The organism is Rothia nasimurium, assembly GCF_042660305.1.
In the GTDB taxonomy this organism is placed as follows: domain Bacteria; phylum Actinomycetota; class Actinomycetes; order Actinomycetales; family Micrococcaceae; genus Rothia; species Rothia nasimurium.
On sequence record NZ_JBHSTW010000006.1, the window covers coordinates 1 to 25337 of the forward strand.

Genomic DNA, 25337 nt, shown 5'->3' on the forward strand with positions numbered 1-25337 from the left:
TAACGCTCATATTTTTGCCGCGGGTGGGGCCGTTGTCTAGTTGGTGGGTGTGGGGTGCGTGTCTACTTTTGAATAAGCCTCTGTATGTTTTGAGAGCCCACGTTTAAACTAACTTGACCAGCAGCTTCCCGCCAAGCCGGCGGATTCCCAGATTGAACAATGCCATACCAACCACCATCACTTGGCAGATCAACCCGAACAGGAAGAACAGCCTGCATTGACCTCGAAATTTCAACTATTCCCAAGTCGCCCAATTGTGATAACGCGATAGTAACAATTTGCTCATTTGCCTCGCCAGCCATCTCACTAATCAAATTCTGAAGGTCATCTTCCCTCAAAGTTTTCACTTCAGACAACTTCTTCAAGATAATTAGTTGAGTTCGACCAACTAGACCTGGGCCCCCAACCCATTTGACAGCTTCCTCAAGCATTCGACGGCCCTTTTGCGTAAACTGCAAGGTGGAATCACCTACGGTGTCAGCAATTACAACAAAATCACGCCCAGATAAAATATCTCGATTATCTTTAAGCACCCCATCGTACTCATCTAGAGACAACTCACTTTCAGCCTTGCCGTCATCAAAAATCCTTGCGAGCAAGAATCGTTCAGCAGGGTCAAAACCATCCAACAGCTTCTGAGACAAAAACTATCAGCTCCTATCAGAAAATCTGGCCTACAGTTGACGCCTCAAACCTATAGTAGAACATACATTCTAGTCAACAGTTTTTTAGAACATTCTTTCCACCTGTGTCTCGGTGCTCCGTTGTCAGCCCCTAAAATAAATTTTTACTCACCCACATACTTCAGCTTCTGCAGCTCCGGCACGTACTCGAAGTCCACAATGTCACCATTGATGACCATGGGAATAGCTTGATCAATGACATCCAGCGGGACTATGAACCACTCTGAGGGTTTAAAAGGCTGCCCATCACCATCGTTCATAACGATGTCCAGGCGTACGTCGCTAAAGACTCGGTGAAGGAGGTGTTCCAGTTTTGAAGCCCTAATATCCTTCACCGCATATTCAGCAACCACTTTAACCGGCGCCATCAGGTAGGTGGGCTGTGTCTCTGCATGAGCTATTCGCTTCTGCACAGACCCACGTGAAAACCCGATCTTATAAAGGTCACGAAGCTGCGCAATATCCGGGTTAGTGCTTAGCGATTTCAGCACATAAATGTAGCCATCGGGCATGAAGTTATCGCCCAGTTCTTCGGTTGCGAAGTCACTGTGACTAGTTCCCTGCAGAGCAAGTCCAGCCTTCTCCCCCAAACGCCCAGCTAACGACTGGCGGTACATTGAGGACTCAGTTCCATTTTCAAAAATGACTCTCAGCCGTTCCTTTGGCACCTTTCGATCGCCATTCTTAACGTATTCGGTCTCCCCTACCTCTGCTACATAGAGCATGACTCCGCCCAGTACAAAGAAACGCCCCTGCTTGATAGTTGAGACGCCTGAGAATTTACCAAGTTTCAGCTCGCCGGTTTCCAGTTGCTGGTGCTTGAGCTCAAAGAAAGGCTTAAATTTTTCAAAGTCTTCGGCTTTTTTACGCTGAGCTACATCGAACTCATCGGGTTCGCGTTGCAGCTCCTCCATGCCGGTGAAGTCGTAGATATCATTCCCGTCTTCAAGCAGGTCGAGTACATCGATGTCACTTTCAAATAGTTCATCGACGCTGGTGGGGGCTTCGGGCAGTGTCAGAAGGTCAAACTCGTCCAGGTGTCGCACTAGATCAGCTTTAGCTTCATCGTTGAGAAAGCCCACTAGTCGTGCCCCTAGTTTACGTTCAGAAATCTCAAGGGTTTCCGGCGAGGGCAGGCGGTCGTGCTCCCGTCGGAAATCTACGATCTCTAGGAAAGCACGTTCAAGCCTATCGGTAGCGGTAATGGGCTTGGGTTTCTCGGGGGTATCGAGCAGCCCGTCGGTGTCATCAGCAATGAGCTGGTCTAACAAATCATCGAATGAGGGTTTCTCAGTGCTCATGGATTAGCCTTCCTAGCTCTGCGACTCTGTTTCGGGTACCTGCCCAGCAGCTGCCCGTCGCTGTTCCCGTTCTCGCTTAGCTTTTTGCAGGATGAGTAGGGCTTCAGCATAGGTACGTTCGGTGGCGTCTTCGGTTCGGCGTTCGGGCTTGCGGCCGTTGACCTGTACCCACATTTTGATTTTGGGGTAGAGCGTCAAGGCTTCTTCCGGCGTCATCACGATTTTATTGGTGGCTATGGTATCTGAAATAAGCCGAAGCACATTGGGGGTGACTGACTTAGAGAGCACCTCAAAGGCTTTCTGGAAGGGGTTAATAGTGTCAATCAGATTGATGTTGAGTTCATCAATATTGATGAACTTATCAGCCATCATCACAAATTTTTTGTCACCGACGTTGCGCACTTCGCCGTTCTTGACGACGGAGTCCACAACAACCTGCTGACGGACTTCTTCTACTTCTTCATCATTGAGGTCTGGGTACTGGGTGCGGATAATTTTGGGGATGATGACCTTGTTGGTGGTTTCTGCATCAAGGGCCCCTGTTGCGGCACGGGCAAAGGAGTCATCTTGCAGGATTTTCGCTTTGAGGTCGTTGAGGTCGGTGCGGACGATTTGGCGTACTCGCTCTGTTGAGGGTTCTTTGAAACCTTTGATGGCGATGGTGCCGGGGTCGGGGTAGTCGTCGTTTCCTTTTTTGGCTTTGAAGTTGAAGTTGGGGGCTAACACCTGTTCCATGAGCAGGGAGGCTGTGATGGCTTTGAGGGTGTTATTGACGGAGACTGTGACCTGGCTTTGGGCGGCATCTGGTTCGGCGATGAGGTTGGTGAATTGGGCGTGGGTTTTGCCTTCTGAGTCTCGGGTGACCCGCCCGATGATTTGGATGACTTCGGTGAGGGAGGCTCGGTAGCCGACGGTGAGGGCGTGTTCTGCGTAGGGCCAGTCGAAGCCTTCTTTGGCCATGCCGAGTGCGATGATGATGTCTACTGCGTCGCGGTTTTTGGAGGCGACGGTGGTGAGGTAGGCGAGGGTAGCGCTGCGTTTTTTGGGGTCGGTGTCGTCTACTAGGTCGGCTACGCGCACCAGTTGGCCGGTGTCTTTGCGGCGCATGACGATGATTCCGGTTTCGTCTTCGGTTTCTACGTGGTCGCCGATGGTGTCGAGGATGAAGCCGACTTCTTCGTATTTGTCTTTGGTAGATTCGCCTGAGCCAACGCTGGGTATGTGTAGGATAGTTTTCTTGTCGAGGTCGAGTACCTGGTCGATGGCGTCGGTGTAGCGCCCCTGGTAGAAGTGGTGGCCAATTCCTAAGGTTTTGAGGTGCTGGTAACCGTTGAGCTGGTCGTAGTAGTTGAAGGTGACGGGGGTGAATTTGGCTTCGTCTTCGGGGGTGAGCACGGGTACGGAGTCGCCGCGGAAGTAGGAACCAGTCATTGCGACGATGTGGGCGTCGGAGTGGGCCATGATATCGCTGAGCAGGGAGCCTAGGCGGCTGTTGTCGAGGTCTGCTGAGACATGGTGGAATTCGTCGATGGCGAGCACGGTGCCGTTGAATTCTTCGGGGGCGAGTTTTTCGAAGGCGAAACGTAGGGTGGCGTGGGTGCAGACGAGGATGGTGTCTGGGCCTTTGAGGAAGGCGGTGAAACGGTCTACTTTTCCGCTGGATGAGCCGGGGGTGCAGAGGTTGTTTTCGGGTTTGACGTCCCAGTCGGCGAAGAAGCCGTGGGCGGTGAGGTTGGTGCTGGCGAAGGATGCGCCGATGGAGCGTTCGGGAACAGCGACAATGACTTTACTGCGGCCTTGGTTGAAGAGTTTGTCGAGGCCGACGAACATGAGGGCACGGGATTTGCCGGAGGCCGGGGGTGCTTTGACGAGTAGATATTGGGCGGCACGTTCTGCATAGACACGGCGCTGCATTTCGCGCATGCCCAGTTCGTCGGTGGTGACGGAAGTGCCTGCCTGGGCGTAGGTGACGTTGACGATGTTCTTGGTGTTGTCGGTTGGGGTGCTCATGGTTAGTTCTCGTGGGTGGTGGGTGTAGTGGCGGGTGCGGATGCGGTTGCCTTGGGTGCGCGGGCACTGCGGCTGGTTTTCTTGGCGGCTTTGGCAGCGGCTTCTCGTTCTGCTTCTTCGGCGATCATTTTTTCGTAGAGGTCAAAGAGCACTGCCAGGCGTTCTTCGTCGGTTTCGAAGGGTTTTTTGGAGTAGAGAGAGTCGACGAGGTAGTCGATGGCTAGATGGGCGTTTTTCAGGTCGTCTGGCATTTTTTCGGGGCTGTAGAGTTCAGCCAGGGTCTTCTCGCAGTGGTACTCGCGGACGTCGAGCACACGCAGGGCGGCAGCGGTCAGCTTCTCCTTGGTTTTCTCGCTGAGGGGAGGAACCGGGAAATTGTTGTAGACCAGGGTGTTGGTATAACGTAACCGAGTTTCAAGTTTGCCTCCCACTGCGGCAACCCAGGCCATGTGTAACCGCGAGGTCAGTAGGGCAAAAAGCCAGGGCTCAGCGTCATAAATCGCATATGCAAGATTTGAGATAACGGTATCAGCGCCCACAAAGCCAATCGGAATATAGGAGCGCCGCTCTGAAGAAACGCTTGGAACAATAATAGAATCTGTAGGCTTGAAACGTGGTTCTGCAAACGCGTATGACTTATCAGCTAACTTTTGCGTTGCAACTTTCTTGCTAGATATACGCATTTCAGCTACTTTATCGAATCTATTTTTAAGAATTGAATAGCTTAAAGCTTTATCTATCTGAAATTCATCAACCCAAACACAGTAACGTGTTTTACCTTTAATAAAGTCATCAGCGCCTATAAACTTCTTTAAAAATTGACTAGCTTTGGGTTCTTCTTCTAAAATTCTGTTTTTCTCGTCTTCTTCTAATATCAGATTTCCACCATCTGTAGGTTTTGAGCCGAAGAGCATTGGAGGCAACAGTGTTGACAGTGGCTGCTTCCTAGCGTTAACAATGACGTTTGAACCACTCGTAAGATAGGGGCTGATATTCTCAGTGCTCTGCACTATTCCATCTGAAAAGATACGTTTCAAACGGGCTGATTCATTGCGTAGGCTAATCACCACCACTGTGACGCCTGCATTGCGTTTTGCATTGTTCTCCCATTTAAAGGAGGTATAAGCGTAGCCGATTTCGATTCCACCACTAAGGATCGTAGGGAACATGAGGGCTACGTGGTCGCCTTGGGCTACTGAGTTCGTTGAGACAAAGGCTAGCTGGGCTTGAGTGCCGCGGATATAGTCAGCTCCCTTGACGAACCAGAGGGCAATATAGTCCAGCTTCTTAGAGTAGGGTCGCTCCCCAAATACATAGGGGAAGTCTGCCTTTTGCTCCTTGGTCTGCATGGACGAGCCAACATAGGGCGGGTTGCCGATGAGGTAAATTTCGTCTGTGCCCTTGTTGGGGCAGATCTGGTTCCAGTCGAGGCGGGTGGCGTTACCGGCCTTAATCTGGCCTGTCTCTTTGAGAGGAATGAGGGGGATTTCAATGCTGAATTTTTCTTTGAATTCCCGGTTCATCTGGTGCTTGGCAATCCAGAGGGACAGCACCGCTACTTCTACCGCAAAGTCGTCAATCTCGATACCGTAGAAGTGTTCAATTGAAATCTGGGAGTCATGGTAGAGGAAGCCCTGCTTGTTACCGCCAATTATCTGGAGGCGTTCTAAGATAGCGTGTTCGAGGCGGCGGAGTTCCTTGTAGGCAATGACCAGGAAATTGCCGGACCCACAGGCAGGATCAAAGATTCGGATATCCGCTATACGATCTAGCAGTCTCTGAAGCTTCTTGACGCTGTTGTAGGAGGCATCGAACTCTTCGCGGAGCTCATCCAAGAAGAGAGGTTCTATTGTTTTAAGAATGTTCGGCACCGAGGTGTAGTGCTGACCCAGGTCAGAACGCTTATCCGGGGCCACCACTGCCTGGAACATGGAACCGAAAATATCCGGATTGATTTCCTGCCACTTGAGGGTACCCAGTTCGATGAGGGATTCACGTGCCTTCTGGGTAAAGGCAGGCACCACGAGCCCGGCGTTCTCACCGCCCCTACTGAATAGTCGGCCGTTCACGTAGGGGAAGTCCGCAAAAACCCCGGTTTTCTCGTGAGGGTCAGAAGTATCTAAGGCGTCAAAGAGAAGGGTCAAGAATTCGCGGGTATCACTACCGTCCGCCTGGGTGAAACTGCTTACCGCATTCGTGAACTGGTTATCGTCAAAAATTCCGGTGTCCTCTGCGAAGAAGCAGAAGAGCAGGCGGGTAAAGAAAACGTTGAGCAGGTGGCGGGCGCTCTCCGACTCAGTTACATGCGGGTTGGCTGAAAGGAGTTCATCAAACAGCTTGCCCATCTTTTCAGCGGCTTTGACATCTGCGTGGGCTTCTGAGGTGTATTGGGCTTTTTCCATCCCGGCCCAGGGAAGAAAGAAGGTGAACTTCTGGTCAATCTGGGCTATGGGGGTAGCGAGTGTTTCACCGGTTTTGGTGTCTGCTGCCAGCAGTTCCTGGTAGTCAGTCACGATAATAAACCGCGGGGAATAGCGGGTAACGTGGGCTGCGAGCCGGAGCTTTTCTAAAAGTTCTAGGGTGTCTTGGCCGGGCTGGGTTTCGCTGAAGTAGACGTAGTTCTTCAGGGCTACCTCGCGGTCAGGCTCTTGAGCAACATTCAGGTGTCCGCTTTTGAGGCGGCTGATGGTGCTTTTGGGGCGGCCGTAAGCTGCCAGCAGGTCGAAGATGAAGTCCTGGTCGTAGACTTCACGCCGCCCTAGCGGCTTCATGCGTTCCTCAATTGCGGAAAGGTTCAACCGAGCCATGCCACTCCCCTATGGTGATAAGATTTCGACTTCTCTAAGGATACCTATTCTGGGCTTCGGCTAGACGATGTGGACACTACAGCCTCACAGCGAAAGGCTTTCTGGAGCCTATCTACCCTGGGATAATTGGAAAATGGTGTTTACAGCTACTCTTGATCCTTGGTCCTTTTTGAAAACCGAAGCCGTTCCGCTGACCGTCATAACAGCAATTCTTGGTGTTATTTTTGCGGTGCTCAACCTCATGAAGCTAGCGTCAGACTCTCGCGAGCGCACCAGGCCCTACATCGCTCTCGAGCCGAGACTGGGCGTCCATCTCGACGGTGCAATTGATTTAGTGGTTACTAACTACGGTCAATCCCCCGCTCACAACGTTGTTCTCAAGCCTCTTGGCAAGCTTGAAGCTGGTAAAGACGAATACATTTTGCCTCTTCTGGACAAAGTTTTTAATCGCTCTTTCTATTTAGCTCCACACGCGAGTTTTAGAATCATGTGGCGGACGATAGAGGCGGGGAGAGAATGCGGTGCCCCTGAAGTTCTGGACGTTGAAGTAACGTATAGCTGGAGTAAACCTACTCTACTGTGGCGAAACCGTGATTACACAGAAGTAATCACGGTTGACACAGGCTTCACTGCTGCAGCGCCTATGCCTGCAACGGGGCCGATACGTAAACTTGGTAGCCCTAGCGAAAAATCCTTAGCTAACATCAACAACGCAATTAGGACGCTGAGTCAGCACGTTGCAAATCGCTACTAGCGGACTTTCAGTAGCATGTGGAAATTCAATGATTATTTGTTCGGTGGTGTCTCGCGATGAACAAGGTGATGCAGGCTCACAGCGAAGCTGCTGGCTCGGGGCTGGCGTGAATCACCCTTGTGAGCGCCAGCGAACCGGGTGAGAGGGTCGGCAGCGAGCGTGAGCCTGCATCACCTTCCGAACAAGTTTCGATAAGACAGCTCAAGGAGCCTTAAAGGGAAGCCTTGATCTCGGCCGCACTCGCCGTCGGTGAACCCACCTCGACCAGGCCGCACTCGGTCACCGTCAGCAGGGTGGGGTAATCGTCCACGCCCAACCCGAGCACCTGCTGCTACTCGGCGTCCGCGCAGGCCCAAGTTTAGTACCCCCTGAAAAGTGCAAGTGCCGCTGCAAAAAGCAACGGCACTTGCACTTTTCCGATGGCAGCGACCTTACAGGGCAGCTTCACCAAAGGGGTTCTACCTTTCTATCGCTGTCTATTTACTGCCCCTGGGCAGCAGCTTCGTCAGCAGAGGCGACGGTGAAACGGGTGCCAACGTGGGCCGGGTTTTCGATTTCGTCAATGGTGGCGACGGCGAAATCCTGGGTTGAGACGAACATGCCGGCGGGTACGTCCAGCTCGGTGCGGTAGTCACCGGTACGAGCGCCGGGGGTGATCATGGGTGAGGGGGCCAGGACGGTCCACTTCAGGTCGGTAGCTGCACGGTAGTCGCCCAGAATCTCAGCGAAGGTCTTGGCTTCGGGCAGGTACTCTTCGGGGAAGTCGGGGCTCTCCAGCAGCAGGCCTTCCCCGGCATTCAGGGAACCGGCACCGCCAACAACCAGGAAGCGGCCGGTGGGGGCAGCGGCAATGAGAGCACGGTGGGCGGCAATAGCTGCTGAGTAGTCACTGCGGCTAGCTACGGAAATGACGGTGGCATCGGAAGAGTTAATGACCTCTACCAGGGCTTCGGTGTTAGCCAGGTCGAGGGCTGAGGTGCCTGCTGAGCCGCTGCGGGTGTAGCCGGTGACTTCGTGGCCGCGGTTCTTAGCTTCTGCGACGATGTCTGAGCCGACCATACCTGCTGCGCCGATTACTGAGATGTTCATGGGGTTTTCTCCTTGAAGAAGTGGTTTTCGTTTTCTGATAGTTCTATAGTATGTTTTAGAAACTAATTACCTCAAGGTAACTATTGGAAGATTTTTAAAAAACTTTTCGAAAGGCCCACCATGCCCTCTTCAACCCAGGTCAGCGCGGACGTCCGCCCCGCCTCCCTGCCGGCCGCAGAGCAGCTGCCCGCCGACGTCCTCAACAAGCACTGCCCCTCACGCACCGTCCTGCGCCACCTGACCGACCGCTGGACACCCCTGATTGTTGCCGTGCTCGCTGACGGGGAGCCGGTGCGCTTCAAGGACCTCAAAACCACCATCCAGGGCATCTCCCCCAAGGTTCTCACCGAGACCCTACGCTCCATGGAACGCGACGGCCTCCTCACCCGCCACATCACCGCCAGTGTGCCGCCGCGCGTGGACTACCAGCTCACCGACCTGGGGCTGACCACCGTCGGACCCCTGGCAGCCGTCCGCACCTGGGCTGAAACTCACCTGGATGAGGTGCTAGCTAACCGCGAGCGCTTTGATGCCGCCCAGACCGTTTAAAAGCACCAGATCCTTTAAAGCAAGTGTGCCGCTCAGGCACCAAAGCGGGAGAAAGACCCCCGTCTCAGGACTGAGCGGCACATCGGCAGCTTTGTAGATTTTTAGGCTCGGCAGGTTTTATAGGTCCAGGCAGGTCGGGCCCAGCAACACCTTGAGATCACCAAAGAGGGCCGGGTTGGGGTTGACCCGCAGGTCTGCGCCCAGGCGGATGAGCAGGCGCTTGGTGCGGGTGGTCATAGCGATGCGGACCTCTGATTCACCCTTATGGTTCCTCAGGATGTCGCGCAGCTGCCCCAGGGTTTCCTCGGTCGCCTTGTACTCGGGGATAGCGATAGTGACGGGCCCGCCGGTGCCGTCCGCCGAAATCTCGGGGATATTCAGCTCCTGGGCGCTCAGGGTCACAGAGCCGTCATCGCGGCGCTGCAGGCGCCCCTTGATGGTACAAATCAGGTCTTCTGCCAGCACACCGGCAATCGGCTCGTAGGCCCGGCCAAAGAACATGACCTCGATGGAGCCGGTGCGGTCTTCCATCTCAATACGGGCATAGGGGTTACCGGAGTTCTTAGCGATACGGCGAGAAACGCTGGTAATCATGCCCGCGATAGTCACAATCGCCCCATCGGGCTTCACCGAATCTTCAGACACAAGACCCTGAATCGTGGAATCTGACAGAGAGTCCAGGGCATCTTCAAGACCACGCAGGGGGTGGTCAGAGACGTACAGACCCAGCATCTCGCGCTCAAAGTTGAGCTTATCGCGCTTCTCCCACTCGGGGACGTCCGGAATCTGCACCGCCAGCTCGTTCGCCGGGTTATCGTCGTCCAGCCCCAGACCCCCAAAGAGGTCGAACTGGCCGGCAGCCTCCTGACGCTTGACCGAGACAGTCGCGTCGATGGCCTCTTCGTGAATCATGGAAAGCGGACGCCGGTCGTGCCCCAGCGAGTCAAAGGCACCGGCCTTGATGAGGGAGTCCACGGTGCGCTTGTTACAGACGACAATCGGCACCTTGGCCAGGAAGTCGTTGAAGTTCTCGTAGCGGCCCTTTTCTTCGCGGGCATCGACCATAGCAGAGACCACGTTGGCACCCACGTTACGGATAGCGCCCATACCGAAGCGGATATCGTCGCCCACAGGGGTGAAGTTCAGGGCCGACTCGTTCACATCGGGCGGCAGCACCGTAATCTTCATGTGGCGGCACTCGTTCAGGTAGAGGGCGAGCTTGTCCTTGTCATCGCCCACCGAGGTCAGCAGCGCAGCCATGTATTCCTGGGGGTAGTGGGCCTTCAGGTAGGCCGTCCAGTAGGAGACCAGACCGTAGGCCGCCGTGTGGGCCTTGTTAAAGGCGTAGTCAGAGAAGGGCAGCAGAATATCCCACAGGGCCTTCACTGCTCCTTCGGAGTAGCCGTTATCGAGCATACCCTGGTGGAAGGTGGCATACTGCTTATCCAGCTCCTCCTTCTTCTTCTTACCCATAGCGCGACGCAAAATATCTGCCTCACCCAGGGAGTAGTTAGCAACCTTCTGGGCAATCGCCATAACCTGCTCCTGATACACAATCAGGCCGTAGGTGGTATCGAGGATCTCCGCCAGGGGCTCTTCGAGCTCCGGGTGGATGGGGGTGACCTCCTGCAGGCCGTTCTTACGCAGGGCGTAGTTGGTGTGGGAGTTCGCGCCCATGGGGCCGGGGCGGTAGAGCGCCAAAACCGCCGAAATGTGCTCAAAGTGGTCAGGCTGCATGAGCTTGAGTAGCTGGCGCATGGGCCCACCGTCGAGCTGGAAGACACCCAGAGTATCACCGCGAGCCAGGAGCTTATAGGACTCGGCGTCATCCAGTTCCAGGGTTTCAAGGTCCAGGTCTTCGCCGCGGTTGAGCTTAATGTTCTCAATCGCATCCGAGATGATGGTCAGGTTGCGCAGGCCCAAGAAGTCCATCTTAATGAGCCCCAGCCCCTCGCAGGTGGGGTAATCGAACTGGGTGATGACCTGGCCGTCCTGCTCACGGCGCATGATGGGGATAACGTCAATCAGGTCGTGGCTCGACATGATGACGCCCGCCGCGTGCACGCCCCACTGGCGCTTCAGGCCCTCGATACCCTTCGCGGTCTCAAAGACCTTCGAAGCATCGGCATCAGATTCGATGAGGTCGCGCAGTTCCTGGGCGTCGTTATAACGCTTGTCCTCGGGGTTGTAGACGTTGGCCAGGGCAATGTTCTTGCCCATGACGTCCTCCGGCATGGCCTTGGTCAGGCGCTCACCGGTGGAGAAGGGGTAGCCCAGCACGCGGGAGGAGTCCTTGAGGGCCTGCTTAGCCTTGATGGTGCCGTAGGTGACGATCATGGCCACCTTGTCTTCGCCGTACTTCTCGGTCACATAGTGGATCACTTCAGAACGGCGGCGATCATCGAAGTCCACGTCGAAGTCAGGCATGGAGACGCGGTCGGGGTTGAGGAAGCGTTCGAAGATCAGGTCGTGTTCCAGCGGGTTCAGGTCGGTAATACGCATGGCGTAGGCGACCATGGAACCTGCACCCGAGCCACGGCCCGGGCCCACGCGGATGCCGTTCTCCTTGGCCCAGTTGATAAAGTCAGCAACCACCAGGAAGTAGCCGGGGAAGCCCATCTGGGAAATGATGCCCACCTCGTACTCGGCCTGCTTGCGCACCTCATCGGGCACGCCCTTGGGGAAGCGGTAGTGCAGACCGCGCTCAACCTCTTTGACGAACCAAGATTCCTCGTTTTCTCCCTCGGGCACGGGGAAGTTAGGCATGTAGTTGGCCTTGGTGTTGAACTCCACGGAGCAGCGCTCGGCAATTTCCATGGTGTTGTTGCAGGCCTCGGGGTAGTCGCGGAAGAGCTCGCGCATCTCAGCCGGCGACTTCAGGTAGAAGTTGTCGGCGTCGAACTTGAAGCGTTTGGGGTCCTGCAGGGTGGAGCCTGACTGTACGCACAGCAGCGCGGCGTGAGCCTTGGCGTCCTCAGCGTGGGTGTAGTGCAGGTCGTTGGTGGCAACCAGGGGCAGGTTCAGTTCTTTGGCCAGCTTGAGCAGGTCGGCCATGACGTTCTTCTCGATATCGAGCCCGTGGTCCATGAGCTCGCAGTAGAAGTTCTCTTTGCCGAAGATATCCCGGAAGTCACTGGCTGCCTGCATGGCCTCCTTGTACTGCCCCAGGCGCAGGCGAGTCTGCACCTCGCCCGAGGGGCAACCGGTAGTGGCAATCAGACCCTTACCGTAGGTCTGGAGCAGCTCCCGGTCCATACGCGGCTTGTAGAAGTGGCCCTCCAGCGAGGCCAGGGAGGACGCCCGAAACAGGTTGTGCATGCCCTGGGTGTTCTCTGCCCACATGGTCATATGGGTGTAGGCACCACCACCGGAGACGTCGTCGCGCCCGCCCTCACCAAATTTCACGCGGGTGCGGTCCTGACGGGCGGTACCCGGGGTCAGGTAGGCCTCCACACCGATAATGGGTTTGACCCCGGCGTTATTGGCCTTGTTCCAAAAGTCGAAGGCACCAAAAAGGAAGCCGTGGTCGGTGGTTGCCAGGGCATTCATGCCCAGCTGCTTCGAGTGCTCGAAGAGGTCGGTTAGACGAGCAGCGCCATCGAGCATGGAGTACTCGGTGTGCACGTGCAGGTGGGTGAAGTCGGTGTTAGCCATGCGGGTTGCGTCCTTAGCGTCGGGCTCTAGAAGTTGCCCTCACGCAGGGTATCGAGAGCGTACTGAAGGTCAGGGGTGTAGGGGCTTTCGAACTCCACCTGCTCGCCGCTGGTGGGGTGGGTGAAGCCCAGCCGGTGGGCATGCAGCCACTGGCGGGTGAGGCCCAGATGCGCGCTCATGGTGGGGTCTGCCCCGTAGGTCAGGTCGCCCGCGCAGGGGTGGCGCAGGGCAGAGAAATGCACACGAATCTGGTGGGTGCGGCCGGTTTCAAGGTGCACCTCAACCAAGGACGCTGGCCCAAAGGCTTCGAGCACCTCATAGTGGGTGATGGCCGACTTGCCGTCCTCGTTGACCGCGAACTTCCATTCGCTGCCGGGGTGGCGGCCGATGGGGGCATCGATAGTACCCTTGAGCGGGTCGGGTAGCCCCTGCACCAGGGTGTGGTAGACCTTGGTGACGGTGCGGTCCTTGAAGGCGTTCTTCATGACCGAGTAGGCTCGCTCGTTCTTGGTCACAACCATCAGCCCCGAGGTGCCTACGTCTAAGCGATGCACAATCCCCTGACGCTCAGCAGCACCGCTGGTGGCAATATCAATCCCGGCGTGCTTCAGCGCCCCGACAACCGTAGGGCCGTGCCAGCCCATCGACGGGTGGGCAGCAACACCGGTGGGCTTATCAACCACCACGATGTCGTCATCCTGGTAGACAATCGAAAAGCCATCAACCTGCTCAGCCTCAATCTGCGTTAGATCACGCGGCGGGGTGCCCGCAGCCTGCACGGTCATTCCCTCAAGCAGTTTGGACGAAGCCTTAGCCTTCACTCCCCTGCCCTTGGCATCGAGAAGCTGAACCTCGCCGTCCTTAACCCAGCTACTCACCGTTGTGCGCGACTGGCCGCTCAGCTCAGCGAGCAGGGCATCAAGCCGGGTACCGGCCTGGTCGGCTCCTACCACAAATGTCAGTTCAATCTTCTGAGACACTAGACCCCCACCTCGTTCTTCTTTGCCTTATCGGATCGTACTTCACGCTGACCGTCCATGCGGTAGCCCAGAAAAGTCAGCAGAACAATCGCCGCCATTGATACACAGATAGCGGCATCGGCAATATTAAAAATCGCAAAATTCGGTACAGAAATATAATCGACCACATGCCCGATGCCGAAGCCAGGTTCCCGGAAGAGGCGGTCGTGCAGGTTGCCCACAATGCCCCCTGCCAGAGTTGCCAGCAGAATAACCCAGGGTAGGGTCTTAGCCCGCACCACCAGGGTCAGCGCCACCAGGGCGCCCACCGTTGAGATCAGGGTGAACAGCCAGGTAGACCCCTCGCCCATAGAGAAAGCAGCACCCGGGTTCAGGTAATAACGCCACCAGAGCAAGCCGTCGATTACGGTGATAGCCTGCCCCACGGTCATGGTGGTCTCGACCAGGTGCTTGACCCACTGGTCAGCCCCGTATACCAGGGCAAAGAGGGCCAGGGCTAGCAGGGCCTTAGCCACCCCAGAAATCGTACGAACCGGCACCAAAACTGTGCCCTCCTGCTGGGTTTTAGCCACCGTACTCCCTGCCTTCAAACATCAAAAACTGCACACACCAGCTTATCGCGTTCGGCACCCAGCCGGTACCGCGGGGCGGTATCTTAAACATCTCAGGCGGCCCCTCTTACCGAGGAGCCGCCTGAGCGTATTGAGGCTACCGCCTAAACACTAGGAAAGCCTAGGAGTTGTTGCTGAAAACCCCGTTACGCTGGCCAAACGCGCCGAAGCCCTGGGACTGTGCTGCCGCTGCGGCGGGAGCGCCCTCAGCCTTGGGTTCAAGAGCGGGGGTCTCTTCGAGGGTGGTCAGCTGCTTGTTCAGGTAATCGCGCAGGGAAGTGCGGTACTGGTTCTCGAAGGAACGCAGCTTGGCAACAGAAACCTCGAGGTCGCTCTTGGTCTTTTCCAGATCGCCAAGCACCTGGTTCGACTTCTGCTCAGCTTCAGAAACAAGCTTGGCGGCTTCGTCACGACCTTCGGTAATCAGGCGTTCACGCTCGCGCTTGCCCTCGAAGACGTAGTCATCGTGAACCTTCTGGGCCATAGCCAGCAGGCCGGTGGCGCTAGAGGGTGACAGAGTGGGCTCAGCGGCGGCAGGTGCTGCTGCCGGAGCAGGAGTTGCCGCAGCGGGCTGAGAATCAACGACGATTTCAGCCTCGGCCAGGGCACCGCCCTGCTGCTGGGCAGGAGCCAGTGAAATCTTCGCCTCTGCCTCTTCAAGCTGGCGCTTGAGGCTAGCATTCTCGGCGTTCAGACGACGCAGTTCAATGACAATCTCGTCAAGGAAATCGTCAACCTCTTCAGGGTTGTAGCCTTCCTTGAACTTAGTCGGCTGGAAGCGCTTATTGATTACTTCCTCAGGCGTGAGTGCCACGATCATTCACCTCTATTTTCTAAAAATCTTTATGCTTTGGCCCGTAGTGTTCCCGGTGCGCAGTATGTGCTGGAGTCAAGCGCATGAAGCTCGAACTTTCAGCGCGCTAAAAGTTCGGGTAGTCCCCTATTTACTACAACACAAAATTACCTGGCAAAGGGGCACCGCGCAACACTATGACCCCAGTTAAGTGTGAGCCACTGGTCACGTCACCACTTGAGGGGACAACCCCCAGCCTGCTGACTGACAGGCTTCAAGAGCCACCTTGCACACCCTACATGCAGCAGGCGTTTACCTACCAGGTTCTAAACGGAGAGGTTGTAGGCCAGGTTAGTTAGCAAGGAATAAGCGAACCAGAGAGCCATCAACAGAATCATGAAGCCCAGATCCAGGGAGATACCGCCCAGGTTAATGGGTTTAATTAGGCGGCGGGCAGCATTCATGGGCGGGTCAGTGACCGCATACACAAACGATGCAATTACCAGCACTAGACCCTTGGGCCGCCAGTAGCGGGCAAACATCTGCACCCAGTCGAGCACCAGGCGAATCATGAACACAACAATCAGCCGGTAGGCCGCGATGGCCAGCAGTGCAAAGAGATAGCCCACTGCGGTTTAGGCCTGGTTGAAGGGGGTGACGTCGTCGCTGTCCAGAGCTACCGGAACCTCGGTACCCTCAGCACCGAGAACCTCAAGGTTAGCGGGGGTCAGCAGGAAGACCTTGTCGGTCACGCGCTCGATGTGGCCGTTCAGGGCAAAAGCCAGGCCGGCAGAGAAGTCGATGAGACGCTTGGCGTCGGTATCGCCCATGTCGGTGACATTCATAATCACGGGGATGTTCTCACGGAAGGACTCACCGATAATCTTGGCGTCGTTGTAGGAGCGGGGGTGAATGGTGGTGATACGGCGCAATTCTTCGCTGCTTTCTTCGGAGAAGGAGGGGGTCAGGGCGGTTGAGGTATAGCTAGGTGCCTGCTGGCGGGTACCGGGGAAGTCCCAGTCGGTGCTGGTGCTTTCGGCCTGCTCAAGAAGCTGGTCGTCAGCCTCGGCTACAGAAACGCTGCCGGTGGTTGCTTCGGGAGCCGGACGGCTGCGGGGGGGCTCGGGTGAAATGCCCAGAAGGACGTCGCGGTCGGCGGTTGATGAGATATGGGCGCGCCCTTCGGTGGGAGCCAGTTCATCGGGGTAGGCGTCGTAGTGGTCGTCAGCCTCGAAAACGGTCTCTTCGTAGATCGTTTCGGGGCGGCGCTGGGGCCGCTCTGTGCGCTGCGCTTCGTCTTCTACCTGGCCCAGGCCCAGGTAGGCCATTGCCTGGTGTAGTGTGCGAGCCATTTTTACCCTCCCTTTGAGTAGCCTGTCCGCCGGTTGACGGGGCTTACAAACCTCTGTTCCTATCAACCTTTTACGGTACCAAAAAGTTGCCTGTCTTTCTCGCAGACAAGCCCAAGGGAAACTTCAGTATTCCCGGTGAATTATGAGCGTCTGCCCTTAGTGGGCCGGGCGGGCTCCCATGATAGAGGAGCCAACCCGCACCGAGGTAGCTCCCCAGCGTATGGCCTCAGCCAGGTCGTGACTCATACCCGCTGAGATAGTGGTGGCCTCGGGGTAGTGTTCCAGCAGCTGCTGGGAGTAGCCGTGCAGTCTCTCAAAGGCGGCTGCGGCGTCCTGCCCCAGCGGGGCAACCGCCATGAGCCCACCCAGGGTGAGGCCCGGCAGGGAGCTGATGTGGTCGGCGAGGGCTAAAATCTCGGTGGGGTCTGCCCCTCCGCGTGCGCCCAGGGCTGCCTGCCCGGCAGTAGCTTCAACGGTGGTATCGAGCCCTACCTGGATGAGGCAGCGCAGACCACCCTGTGTCAGTGCTGCCGGAGCGTCCGCCTCACCGTTCTCATAGCGGGCCACGCGATTGACGTAGGCCTTAGAAAGGGCATCGGCAAGCTGGGGGCGGTCAACCGACTGCACCTCGTGCGCGTACTGCACCACAGACTTAGCCTTGTTGGTCTGCAGCTGGCCGATAAAGGACCAGCGCAGCGGGTCATCGCTGCCCGTGTAGGCGGCCAGCTCACGGGCCTTGCCAGCGGCCTCTTGGTCGCGGTTCTCACCCACAGCGCGCACGCCCGCGTCATACAGGGCGGCGGCATCTGAGGCCGGGAAAAACTTAGTGACCACAATCAGCTCGGGCAGGGGGGACGAGGCGGTTCGGGCGCCGCTCATATCTTCCGCAGCGTCCTGAATGCGGGCCTGCACCTGAGCTAGGCGGTCGCTGAGTTCTGCACGACGTTCGGGGCTGTAGGTCAGGGTCATATTTTCATTCCTTAGAGCGGGCATCTGGGTTACAGGTGGGAGAGGCTGGGCACCTCAGCGGCTAAGGGGCCAGCTTCTACCCAGACTAGGCCAGCGATGCGCCCGGCAGGCTCCTGCCTCTGAGTATGGCCGCGGTGCGAGAAGAGGTGCTCATTTTCAAAGGTACAGGCCGCAAGGTCGCTATGCACGCGGGTTACCTGCGGCAGGGAGGCAAGGACGGCGCGGGCCCCGGCAGGCAGGTCAAGGCCGGGGGTACCCCAGGAGGTGCTGGAATAGACCTGGGGAATCAGCTCAGCAGATTCCTGCCGCATGGCCTCGGGAACCTCGTAGCAGCGTCCGCAAATCGAGGGGCCAATCCAGACCTGAATATTCTCGGCCCCCCTCTGCTTCATGGCCTCAACCTGACGTTGAATTACGCCGTCAAGCAGGCCCCGGCGCCCGGCGTGGGCCACGCCCAAGACCGGCTGGCCCGTTACAGCGTGCTCCCCCACAAAGACCAGGGGAATGCAGTCAGCCACCATAATGGCCAGGGGCCGACCCTCACGAGAGAGGGCAACATCGGCGACCGGTGCAGTATCACGAATTTCTTGAGGGCTAAGACCCTTCTCAGTCTCGACACTAAGCCGGTCTGAGGCGTCCGCATCAAAGACCACGGTGCCGTGCACCTGGTTGAGGTAGGTGAAGCCGCAGGACGCTCCTTCCCCCAGCAGCGCTTCTTCAAGGGCCTGCCGACGAGCCAGGGTCTGGTCAAGGTCATCGCCCACGTGCAGCCCCAGGTTACCGGCAGCAGCCGATGTGAAGGCCACGTTGACCCGGGCGCCATTTGCCAGGGTTACTAGCCGGTGGGAGAAAAGAGTGTCTGCCATGGGCCTTGCCTATCTTTCGGGGAGAGCAGGAACGCTGAAGGGGGTGAAAGCTAGGTCTAGCTTTCACCCCCTCTCAGCCTTTAGACGGCTTGTTTCCGTCTAGGGTGTGGGTCTGAAGTTTTTACTTCAGGAAGTCGGGCACATCGAGGGTATCGCGACGTGCTGACTGGGAGTCCTCAACAACGGGGGGCAGGTCAACGTCGAAGCCAGCGTTGGTAGGAACGTCGTTACCACCCTTATTCCAGCTGTTACCTGCTGCGGGTGCTGAGCCGAAGCCAGTGCCTGCGGCGGGAGCTGCTGAAGCGCCACCGAAGTTCTGCTGGGTACGAGCAGCCTGGTTAGCGGCGGGGTTGGTGTTGTTGGAGTTGGTTTCGGGGTTGACCGAGTCAAAGCCTGCGGCAATAACGGTAACGCGAGCCTCGTCACCCAGTGCGTCATCGATGACGGCACCGAAGATGATGTTGGCATCGGGGTGGGCAACTTCCTGCACCAGGCGGGCAGCTTCGTTGATTTCGAAGAGGCCCAGGTCTGAACCACCCTGGATGGAGAGCAGGACGCCGTGAGCACCGTCGATGGATGCTTCCAGCAGGGGTGAGGCGATAGCCAGTTCGGCTGCCTTGACGGCGCGGTCTTCACCGGAGGCTGAGCCGATACCCATGAGAGCTGAACCTGCACCCTGCATGACGGACTTGACGTCTGCGAAGTCGAGGTTGATCAGACCGGGGGTGGTGATCAGGTCGGTGATGCCCTGGACACCGGAGAGCAGAACCTGGTCTGCTGACTTGAAGGCGTCGAGCATGGAGACGTTGCGGTCCGAGATGGAAAGCAGGCGGTCGTTAGGAATAACGATCAGGGTGTCGACCTCGTCGCGCAGGGCGGCGATGCCGGTCTCTGCCTGGTTGGAGCGGCGACGACCTTCGAAGGTGAAGGGACGGGTCACAACACCGATGGTCAGTGCGCCCAGAGAACGAGCGATGCGGGCAACGACGGGAGCACCACCGGTACCGGTGCCACCACCTTCACCTGCGGTCACGAAGACCATGTCGGCACCCTTAAGTACCTCTTCGATTTCCTGTTCGTGGTCTTCTGCTGCCTGGCGTCCAACGTCGGGGTTAGCGCCTGCGCCCAGGCCGCGGGTCAGTTCGCGACCTACGTCGAGCTTGACGTCTGCATCAGACATGAGCAGAGCCTGGGCGTCGGTGTTGATCGCAATGAATTCAACGCCACGCAGACCAACCTCAATCATGCGGTTGACAGCGTTGACGCCACCGCCGCCGATACCGACGACCTTAATGACTGCCAGGTAGTTCTGGGGAGTTGCTGTATCCATGGATTCCCTACTAATTTGTGCCTTGTTTCAAACCAACTCAACCTTAGAGTGAAAGTTGAGGTTGGAGTAAACCTATTGTTTCAATCAATGAAAGAGTATCAACTTCACCTTGCAATGTCGCCCTCGTTTCACCCATGACCTTATTTTTCTCAGAAAATATCAAGGTCAAGAAGGAACTTCAGGTAGAAGTTGAAACTATTTTACGGTGGGGACGAGGGGGCTTGAGACATCGTAGGTTTCTACGGCCTGCTGGCTGCCCACCGAGTCCATAAGCTGAACTAGAACCTTAGCTTTAAGGTCGCTGTCTTCCGGGGTTCCCCAGACTACCTGCGTCCCGTCCACCATTTCTAGGGTAATGGTTGATGCAGAGTCAGCCTTAGCCTCAGATACCTGAGACAAAATCGAGGTCGGCAGGGCCGCCAGCACACCGGTTACGGTACTAAAAGCAGCCGATCCCAGAATATCCAGGCCTCCGGCAACCAGCGGAACGCCGGCGTCCTCAACCGACGCTGCGGTGCCCAGCTGCACTCCCTCGTTATCAACCAGCACGAAGCTACCCTCGTTCTCCACCACAGCCACGGGCACCCGCTCATGCAACTGCACTACCAGCTCGTGGGGCGGATTCGCCTGCAGGGTCACCCCGTAGAGTACGTTCTCGTTACCAATCAGAGAAGCAACCTCAGACTCGCTAATGCGGGTCATGGGCACCCCCTGGAGCTGGCTCAGCTGCTGCTGTACGGTAGCCTCATCCAGCAAAGAAGCGCCTTCTACCGTAATCGTCCGGGTAGCCAGCAGGGGCGAGAAGAAAACAACCCCCACAAAAATCAGGGTAGCGAGCACCAGAGCGCCCGCCCCGTAGGCCCACTTCTTCCAGCTACCGGCTGCCCGACGCTTGGGGCGCAGCTGCACGGGAGCAGAAGGCAGACTCTGGGGCTCGCTCTGCCCGCTCTGCCGCTCCTCTTCCTGGGCCTGGCGCCACTGGGCGAAACGACTGTTTTCAGAGATATCCACCAGGTTATCGCCAGCCTCTGGTAGCTGGCTCACCTTAGCGGAGTTCAGGCGAATACGGGGCTTCTTTTCATCGGCCACTAGAGCGCAGCACCTTCACGGGCAGAAAGCTTCTCTACCAGCACCCGGCCCAGGGCGGTCACGTCACCGGCACCAACCGTCATGATGATATCGCCGGGCAGGGCGGCGGCTACGACAGCGTCAATCGCCTGGTCGGTGCTCTCAGCGTAGTGCACCTCGGAGAAACCGGCCTCGGTGATGAGATGGCTGGTCACCCCCTCCATGGGCTTCTCGCGGGCAGGGTAGATATCGAGCACGTAACTACGATCAGCCTGAGACAGCGATTCAGCGAACTCGGTAGCGAACTCCTTGGTGCGGGAGAAGAGGTGGGGCTGGAAAATCACGTAGAGGTTATGCCCGGCAGCGACCGTACGGCCGGTTTCCAGGGCGCGGTGTACTTCGGTGGGGTGATGGGCATAGTCATCAAAGACCTTGACCCCGGCAGCTTCACCGCGCAGGGTAAAGCGGCGGTCAGTACCCGAGAAGTGGGCCAGCGCCTTCACAGCCTCTTCGGGGCTGGCACCTGCCAGCAGGGCACAGACAAAGGACGCCGTAGCGTTGAGCTGGTTATGAATGCCGGGCACCGGCAGGGTCAGGGTAATCTGCCCCGCGAACTGCTGGCCGCCTACGGCAAAGTCCCAGACCAGGTTCGAAGAGCAGTCGGTTCCTTCAGAGGTGATACCGGTCAGGCGAACCATGGCGCCCTCCCCCTCACCGTAGGTGACAACCTGCACACCGGCGTCCGCGGCCTGAGCAGCGAGGGCGGCTGCGCCGGCGTCGTCAGAGCAGGTCACGAAGACACCGCCGGGCGCCATAGAGGCGATAAAGCGGTTGAAGGCCTCGAAGACCCGCTCGTTGGTGCCGTAGAAGTCCAGGTGGTCGGGCTCAGCGTTGGTAATAACCGCAATCTCGGGGCGGTAGCGCACAAAAGAGCCGTCGGATTCATCGGCTTCAGCCACGAACCAGGACTCCGGCCCGGACGCCCCCAGGTGGGCGTTGGTGTTATAGCCGGCGATGGTAGAGCCGACCGCAAAAGAGGGGTCCAGCCCCAGGCCGTCTAGCATCACCGAAATCATGGATGAGGTGGTGGTCTTGCCGTGGGTACCGGCAACCGCGATCACCTTGGAGTCGCGCATGGTCGCCGCCAGAGCTTCAGAGCGGTGCATCACGCGCAGGCCGCGGGCCCGGGCAGCAGCGAGTTCGGGGTTATCTTCGCGAATCGCGGTTGAAATCACCACGGTATCGATGCCCTCGATATTCTCGGCAGCCTGGGGCACCGATACCCGGGCACCCAGCTCTCGCAGGCTATCAACAGCGGCGCTTTCAGCCTGGTCAGACCCGCTCACGGTCATGCCAGCGCGCAGCATGAGCCGGGCGATAGCCGACATACCGGCCCCACCAATACCCACAAAATGCACCCGGCCCAGGTCGGCCAGGGCCGGACGCTCGGGGAAGGGAGGGTTGAGAGGAGCGGGAAGGTCGATTGAAAGATCCATTAGTGAGGTGCTCATACGCGGGCCGCCTTCAGTACTTCGTCTGCCATAACCTGCGCAGCATCGCGGATGCCGTGCCGGTAGGACTTTTCTGCCATGTCGGTAAGTTTATCGGTGTCTGCTAGCAGGGCCGGTACATTCTGACGGAACCAGCTAGCGGTGAAATCTGAGTCGTCCACCAGCAGGGCTGCCCCGGCCGCCACCAGAGAGCGGGCGTTGAGAGCCTGCTCGCCGTTACCGATGGGTAGGGGAACAAAGATAGCCGGTAGGCCCACGGCAGCGACCTCGCTGACGGTTGCCGCACCAGAGCGCACAATCATGAGGTCAGCAGCGGCGTAGACATCTTCCATGGAGGTAATGAACTCAACCTGCTGGTAGCCGGGGGCTGTGCGGAGCTGGCCGGACTCGTCCTTAACCGCCTTGTCACGACCGGTGATGTGCAGCAGCTGGTAGCCTGCCGGGCCAATCTCGTCGATGATTTCGGCAACTGCCCGGTTAAGGCTCAAGGCTCCCAGAGACCCACCGGTGACCACCAGGGTGGGCAGGGCCGGGTCAAGGCCCAGACGCTCCCGGGCAGCACCCTGTTCAGAAGCGCGGTCGAGGTCGGCGATGTTCTGACGCATTGGCATACCCACGGTGCGAGCACCGGCGATGGGGGTATCGGGGAAGGCGGTAGCTACCAGGGCAGCCTTCTTCGCGCCCACCTTGTTGGCAAGGCCGGGCTTGGCGTTGGCCTCGTGAATCACTACGGGCACACCGAGCTTGCGGGCTGCCAGGTACATGGGGGTGCACACGTAACCGCCCACGCCCACCAGGACGTCCGCCCCGGTATCGGTCAGAATCTTCTCGGCCTGCTTGAGCGAGGCCCGGAACCGGCCAGGGAACTTGATGGCGTCCAGGTTGGGTCGGCGGGGGAAGGGCACTTTAGGGATAAAGCTGATGTCGTAGCCCGCTGCCGGTACGAGCCGGGCCTCCATGCTATTTTCGGTGCCGACGGTCATGATGGTGACGTCAGGCTCGCGCTCCTGGAGGGCTCGGGCGATAGCCAGCATGGGGTTGATATGCCCGGCTGTGCCGCCGCCTGCCAGCACGACAGTGGGTGCGTGGGTCATCAGGTTTCACTCCCTTAGTGTTCTGTTTCGACCCTTAGTTTACGCGGATTGGGCCACAGGCACACCTTGAGGCCCCTGGTCGTGAGCCACCTTACCCCCTTAGTGCTCCTCGGGGAGCTTGCGGGCTTTGCGGATAGTGCGCAGGCCAGCGGGCAGTTTTTGTTCCTTGGGGGCGGGGGCTTGCGGCTCGGTGGTCTGCGGCTTGGCTGCGGTGCTGGGCGCAGCCGGGCGGGCAGGGTGCTGGGGCTGAGCCGCAGTGGTGCGGGTGTGAGCCTGCTGCACGCTGGCAGAGGGGCGGGCCCCGCTGGCCGAGCTAGAGCGTCGGGCCATAGCGGCCTCGGCACTGGCTTCAGCTGACAGGGGGCTTGACCGGCGGACGGTCTGGGCGGACGGACGCGCCGTAGCTGCCGAGGGCCTCACGGTGCGCGCACTCCCCTGGGCGCGTTGAGGGGCGGACGCCACCGGGCGGGCCGGGGTGCGCCCATCGACGAGGGCGCCCAGGCGGGTGGTGAGCTTATCAAGAGTCCAGCCTGTGCCGTCGGGGTCTGCGGCGATGACGGTCTGCTCCCGCTCAGCGATACGGGCCAGAGCAAGGCGGCGGGCGGCGTCCTTTTGCATCTTGCTGTTGGCGATGCCGGTACGCTCCCCCACAATCGGGTTGAGGGGGGTCTGGCGGGCAAAGGCGATGAGGATACCGATGCCGGTCAGTGACGACACCAGGGCGGAACCACCGGCAGAAATAAAGGGCAGGGGCACACCGATGACGGGCATAAGCCCTACTACCATGGCGATGTTGAGCAGGGCTTGGCCGGCGATCCAGGTGATGATGCCGATGGTGGCGTAGCGGATAAAGAGGTCAGAGGAGCGCAGCAGGATACGCATAGCGCAGTAGATCAGGGCTGCGTAGAGTAGCAAGACGGCGATAGCACCGATCAGACCCAGTTCTTCACCGACCACCGCAAAAATATAGTCGTTGTGGGCTTCGGGCAGGTAGTTGTACTTCTGGCGGGACTGGCCCAGGCCCACGCCCCAGAAGCCGCCGGTAGCGAGTGCTGCCAGGCCAGAGTTGGCCTGGTCGCAGGTGGCCTCAACGCAGTCGCGCCAGAAGGCAAAGGTGTTGAAGAGACGCTCGATGCGGTTGGGGCTGATGGCTACCATCATGATGGCTGCCAAGGTGCCCAGGCCCGCGCTAATCATCACTAGCCCGCGGGAGGGGCGGGCTGCCAGGAAGATTGCACTGAAGAAGAGGGCGTAGATGAGTACGGTGCCCACGTCGTGGCCTGCCAGAATCAGGGTGACAATCAGGCCAAAGCCGAGGAGGGCGGGAATGAGCCCCTTGTAGGCGGTCTGGGCCAGGGTTCCCCGGTCGATGCGCCCCTGACGGGAGTAGACCGAGGCCAGCCAGAGAATCATGATGGGCTTGGCGAATTCTGAGGGCTGAATCGAGAAACCAGCGATGTTGATCCAGTTGCGGTTGCCGTTGACGGTGCTACCTACAAAAATCACGGCGATGAGCAGTAGGGCTGCTGCCCCCAGCAGGGTGTGCACTACCCAGGGCCGCCGGTACCAGATGACCGGTACCAGGTAGCCCACGATCAGCATAGCAACGAGACCCAGTATCGCGAACATGCCCTGGGAGCGGGCCTGGCTGAAGGCACCTGCGCCCGATGAAATCTGTTCCACGCTTGAGGCAGAGAGCACCATCATCACGCCGAAGAGGGTGAGCACGGTGGCGGTCACTACCAGCACGATGGGCACATCGGTCAGCACCATGGATCCCAAACGTACCTGGGCGTTCTCCCAGGTGTTCCGGGATTTCTCCCACAGACGCCGAATCAAGCCAGGACGCTGCGGTGACCGGGGTTCTGCTGCCAGGCTCATAGTCTTTTCGCTTCTCTTCTCTCGGGTGAGGACGC

20 protein-coding genes are annotated in these 25337 nt (G+C 58.1%); 2 read left to right on the plus strand and 18 right to left on the minus strand.

Annotated elements, in window-relative coordinates; translation table 11 throughout:
- Window positions 1–62: 62 nt before the first annotated feature.
- The 4 genes from ACFP6B_RS02320 to ACFP6B_RS02335 all read right to left on the minus strand — a co-directional run bounded on the left by ACFP6B_RS02320 (window position 63) and on the right by ACFP6B_RS02335 (window position 6801).
- Window positions 63–644 carry a hypothetical protein gene (locus ACFP6B_RS02320; protein WP_377126296.1) on the minus strand — a complete coding sequence of 194 codons (582 nt, stop codon included), beginning with the start codon at window positions 642–644 and terminating at the stop codon, window positions 63–65.
- A gap of 143 nt (window positions 645–787) precedes the next feature.
- Entirely contained in the window at window positions 788–1984 is a 1197-nt protein-coding gene (locus tag ACFP6B_RS02325; RefSeq protein ID WP_237237636.1) for a GIY-YIG nuclease family protein, read from the minus strand.
- Between the two features lie 12 nt (window positions 1985–1996).
- Entirely contained in the window at window positions 1997–3994 is a 1998-nt protein-coding gene (locus ACFP6B_RS02330; protein ID WP_377126300.1) for a DEAD/DEAH box helicase, read from the minus strand.
- 2 nt (window positions 3995–3996) lie between these two features.
- Complete coding sequence (locus ACFP6B_RS02335) at window positions 3997–6801, minus strand: DNA methyltransferase (protein WP_377126303.1); 2805 nt, start codon at window positions 6799–6801, stop codon at window positions 3997–3999.
- Window positions 6802–6934: 133 nt separating this feature from the next.
- Between ACFP6B_RS02335 and ACFP6B_RS02340 the strand changes: the two genes are divergently transcribed.
- On the plus strand, window positions 6935–7555 hold the full coding sequence (locus ACFP6B_RS02340; protein WP_237209220.1) for a hypothetical protein: 621 nt from the start codon (window positions 6935–6937) through the stop codon (window positions 7553–7555).
- Window positions 7556–8035: 480 nt separating this feature from the next.
- On the opposite strand, the gene ACFP6B_RS02345 is transcribed toward ACFP6B_RS02340, so the two are convergent.
- A complete protein-coding gene (locus ACFP6B_RS02345) occupies window positions 8036–8644 on the minus strand; it encodes an NAD(P)-dependent oxidoreductase (protein ID WP_377126306.1) in 609 nt (202 codons plus the stop codon).
- A gap of 120 nt (window positions 8645–8764) precedes the next feature.
- On the opposite strand from ACFP6B_RS02345, the gene ACFP6B_RS02350 reads away from it, so the two are divergent.
- On the plus strand, window positions 8765–9193 hold the full coding sequence (locus ACFP6B_RS02350; protein ID WP_377126309.1) for a winged helix-turn-helix transcriptional regulator: 429 nt from the start codon (window positions 8765–8767) through the stop codon (window positions 9191–9193).
- Between the two features lie 117 nt (window positions 9194–9310).
- Here the strand turns inward: ACFP6B_RS02350 and dnaE are convergent, their stop codons facing one another.
- The 13 genes from dnaE to ACFP6B_RS02415 form a co-directional block, all read right to left on the minus strand.
- Window positions 9311–12847, minus strand: a complete 3537-nt coding sequence (gene dnaE, locus ACFP6B_RS02355; RefSeq protein WP_377126312.1) for a DNA polymerase III subunit alpha — start codon at window positions 12845–12847, stop codon at window positions 9311–9313.
- Between the two features lie 26 nt (window positions 12848–12873).
- On the minus strand, window positions 12874–13827 hold the full coding sequence (locus ACFP6B_RS02360) for an RluA family pseudouridine synthase (RefSeq protein WP_377126315.1): 954 nt from the start codon (window positions 13825–13827) through the stop codon (window positions 12874–12876).
- A complete protein-coding gene (lspA, locus tag ACFP6B_RS02365) occupies window positions 13827–14399 on the minus strand; it encodes a signal peptidase II (protein ID WP_377126318.1) in 573 nt (190 codons plus the stop codon). The genes ACFP6B_RS02360 and lspA overlap by 1 nt, the downstream gene beginning before the upstream one ends.
- Before the next feature lie 160 nt (window positions 14400–14559).
- Window positions 14560–15252, minus strand: a complete 693-nt coding sequence (locus tag ACFP6B_RS02370; RefSeq protein ID WP_237185428.1) for a DivIVA domain-containing protein — start codon at window positions 15250–15252, stop codon at window positions 14560–14562.
- Between the two features lie 305 nt (window positions 15253–15557).
- The gene (locus ACFP6B_RS02375) at window positions 15558–15860 is read right to left on the minus strand and encodes a YggT family protein (protein ID WP_377126321.1); all 303 of its coding nucleotides are present in this window, start codon (window positions 15858–15860) and stop codon (window positions 15558–15560) included.
- A 6-nt stretch (window positions 15861–15866) separates the two neighbouring features.
- Window positions 15867–16583 carry a cell division protein SepF gene (locus ACFP6B_RS02380; protein WP_377126324.1) on the minus strand — a complete coding sequence of 239 codons (717 nt, stop codon included), beginning with the start codon at window positions 16581–16583 and terminating at the stop codon, window positions 15867–15869.
- A 156-nt stretch (window positions 16584–16739) separates the two neighbouring features.
- Window positions 16740–17552, minus strand: a complete 813-nt coding sequence (locus ACFP6B_RS02385) for a YggS family pyridoxal phosphate-dependent enzyme (protein WP_377126327.1) — start codon at window positions 17550–17552, stop codon at window positions 16740–16742.
- A 29-nt stretch (window positions 17553–17581) separates the two neighbouring features.
- The gene (locus tag ACFP6B_RS02390; RefSeq protein WP_377126330.1) at window positions 17582–18418 is read right to left on the minus strand and encodes a polyphenol oxidase family protein; all 837 of its coding nucleotides are present in this window, start codon (window positions 18416–18418) and stop codon (window positions 17582–17584) included.
- A gap of 121 nt (window positions 18419–18539) precedes the next feature.
- Window positions 18540–19748, minus strand: coding sequence for a cell division protein FtsZ (gene ftsZ / locus ACFP6B_RS02395; protein WP_377126333.1), 1209 nt, complete (start codon window positions 19746–19748; stop codon window positions 18540–18542).
- Between the two features lie 195 nt (window positions 19749–19943).
- Window positions 19944–20837 (minus strand): cell division protein FtsQ/DivIB, encoded by an 894-nt coding sequence (locus ACFP6B_RS02400; protein WP_377126336.1) that lies wholly within the window; start codon window positions 20835–20837, stop codon window positions 19944–19946.
- Window positions 20837–22327, minus strand: a complete 1491-nt coding sequence (gene murC / locus ACFP6B_RS02405) for a UDP-N-acetylmuramate--L-alanine ligase (RefSeq protein ID WP_377126339.1) — start codon at window positions 22325–22327, stop codon at window positions 20837–20839. The genes ACFP6B_RS02400 and murC overlap by 1 nt, the downstream gene beginning before the upstream one ends.
- Window positions 22324–23421 carry an undecaprenyldiphospho-muramoylpentapeptide beta-N-acetylglucosaminyltransferase gene (gene murG / locus ACFP6B_RS02410; RefSeq protein WP_377126342.1) on the minus strand — a complete coding sequence of 366 codons (1098 nt, stop codon included), beginning with the start codon at window positions 23419–23421 and terminating at the stop codon, window positions 22324–22326. The genes murC and murG overlap by 4 nt, the downstream gene beginning before the upstream one ends.
- A gap of 99 nt (window positions 23422–23520) precedes the next feature.
- The gene (locus ACFP6B_RS02415; protein ID WP_377126345.1) at window positions 23521–25302 is read right to left on the minus strand and encodes an FtsW/RodA/SpoVE family cell cycle protein; all 1782 of its coding nucleotides are present in this window, start codon (window positions 25300–25302) and stop codon (window positions 23521–23523) included.
- Window positions 25303–25337 lie beyond the last annotated feature (35 nt).

What these genes read in the sequence shown, in the direction of transcription:
- ACFP6B_RS02340 (WP_237209220.1), top strand. Translation starts at nt 6,935, where the DNA reads ATGGTGTTTACAGCTACTCTTGATCCTTGGTCCTTTTTGAAAACCGAA.
- ACFP6B_RS02350 (WP_377126309.1), top strand. Translation starts at nt 8,765, where the DNA reads ATGCCCTCTTCAACCCAGGTCAGCGCGGACGTCCGCCCCGCCTCCCTG.
- ACFP6B_RS02390 (WP_377126330.1), bottom strand. Translation starts at nt 18,418, where the DNA reads ATGGCAGACACTCTTTTCTCCCACCGGCTAGTAACCCTGGCAAATGGC.
- ACFP6B_RS02325 (WP_237237636.1), bottom strand. Translation starts at nt 1,984, where the DNA reads ATGAGCACTGAGAAACCCTCATTCGATGATTTGTTAGACCAGCTCATT.
- ACFP6B_RS02380 (WP_377126324.1), bottom strand. Translation starts at nt 16,583, where the DNA reads ATGGCTCGCACACTACACCAGGCAATGGCCTACCTGGGCCTGGGCCAG.
- ACFP6B_RS02330 (WP_377126300.1), bottom strand. Translation starts at nt 3,994, where the DNA reads ATGAGCACCCCAACCGACAACACCAAGAACATCGTCAACGTCACCTAC.
- murC (WP_377126339.1), bottom strand. Translation starts at nt 22,327, where the DNA reads ATGAGCACCTCACTAATGGATCTTTCAATCGACCTTCCCGCTCCTCTC.
- murG (WP_377126342.1), bottom strand. Translation starts at nt 23,421, where the DNA reads ATGACCCACGCACCCACTGTCGTGCTGGCAGGCGGCGGCACAGCCGGG.
- dnaE (WP_377126312.1), bottom strand. Translation starts at nt 12,847, where the DNA reads ATGGCTAACACCGACTTCACCCACCTGCACGTGCACACCGAGTACTCC.
- ACFP6B_RS02385 (WP_377126327.1), bottom strand. Translation starts at nt 17,552, where the DNA reads ATGACCCTGACCTACAGCCCCGAACGTCGTGCAGAACTCAGCGACCGC.
- ftsZ (WP_377126333.1), bottom strand. Translation starts at nt 19,748, where the DNA reads ATGGATACAGCAACTCCCCAGAACTACCTGGCAGTCATTAAGGTCGTC.
- ACFP6B_RS02415 (WP_377126345.1), bottom strand. Translation starts at nt 25,302, where the DNA reads ATGAGCCTGGCAGCAGAACCCCGGTCACCGCAGCGTCCTGGCTTGATT.
- ACFP6B_RS02335 (WP_377126303.1), bottom strand. Translation starts at nt 6,801, where the DNA reads ATGGCTCGGTTGAACCTTTCCGCAATTGAGGAACGCATGAAGCCGCTA.
- ACFP6B_RS02345 (WP_377126306.1), bottom strand. Translation starts at nt 8,644, where the DNA reads ATGAACATCTCAGTAATCGGCGCAGCAGGTATGGTCGGCTCAGACATC.